This window comes from Novosphingobium sp. PC22D (genome assembly GCF_002556635.1).
GTDB lineage: Bacteria > Pseudomonadota > Alphaproteobacteria > Sphingomonadales > Sphingomonadaceae > Novosphingobium.
Genome location: NZ_MWMO01000050.1, coordinates 1 through 1,112 on the forward strand (window position 1 = coordinate 1; position 1,112 = coordinate 1,112).

General features: G+C 69.0%; 1 protein-coding gene. It reads right to left on the reverse strand.

The features are described from left to right. The coding region (locus B2G71_RS23560; RefSeq protein WP_098109094.1) for an acyl-CoA dehydrogenase family protein at positions 1 to 1,112 on the reverse strand (1,112 nt) is incomplete at its 3' end.

Genomic DNA, 1,112 nt, shown 5'->3' on the forward strand with positions numbered 1-1,112 from the left:
TCGTTGGTGCCCGCGCCGATGTCGAGCAGCTTGGCGTCGCGCAGGTAGCGTTCGACCGGCCAGTCCTTGGTATAGCCCGCCCCGCCCAGCGCCTGCACCGCCTCGCCCGCCACCCGGAACGCATTCTCGCTCGCCAGCAGGATCGCCCCTGCCGCGTCGAAGCGCGTCGTCTGCCCCGCGTCGCACGCCCTGGCCACCGCATAGACATAGGCCCGCGCCGATTGCAGCGCGACATACATGTCCGCCACCTTGGCCTGCATCAGCTGGAACGCGCCGATGGCCTTGCCGAACTGCCGGCGCTCGCGGACATAGGGGATCACGGTGTCGAGGCAGGCCTGCATGATCCCGAGCTGCAATCCGGCGAGCACGACGCGCTCGTAGTCGAGCCCGCTCATCAGCACCCCGACGCCGCCGTGCAGCGGGCCCATCACGTTCTCTTCGGGAACGAGGCAGTCCTCGAACACCAGCTCGCAGGTCGGCGAGCCGCGCATGCCCATCTTGTCGATCGTCTGGCCGACCGAAAAGCCGGCCATGCCCTTCTCGATCAGGAACGCGGTGATCCCCTTCGAGCCCTCGCCCGTCCGGGCATAGACCACCAGCGTATCGGCATAGGTGCCGTTGGTGATCCAGAACTTGGTGCCGTTGAGCCGGAACCCGCCGGAGACCGCCTCGGCGCGCAGCTTCATGCCGACGACGTCCGAGCCGGCGCCGGTCTCCGACATCGCCAGGCTGCCGACGTGCTCGCCCGAGATCAGCCCGGGCAGGTACTTCGCCTTCTGCGCGTCGGTCCCCCAGCGGCGGATCTGGTTGACGCACAGGTTCGAGTGCGCGCCATAGCTCAGCCCGATCGAGGCGCTGGCGCGGCTGACTTCCTCGACCGCGAGGACATGTTCGAGATAGCCGAGGCCGACCCCGCCCCATTCCTCCTCGACGGTGATGCCGTGCAGGCCGAGCGCCCCCATCTCGGGCCACAGCTCGCGCGCGAACCAGTCCTCGGCGTCGATCCGCGCCGCAAGCGGCGCGATCCGCTCGTCGGCGAAACGCGCCGTCGTCTCGCGGATCATCCGCGCGCTCTCGCCAAGCGCAAAGTCAAAGTCTGGGGTCGCGCGCAT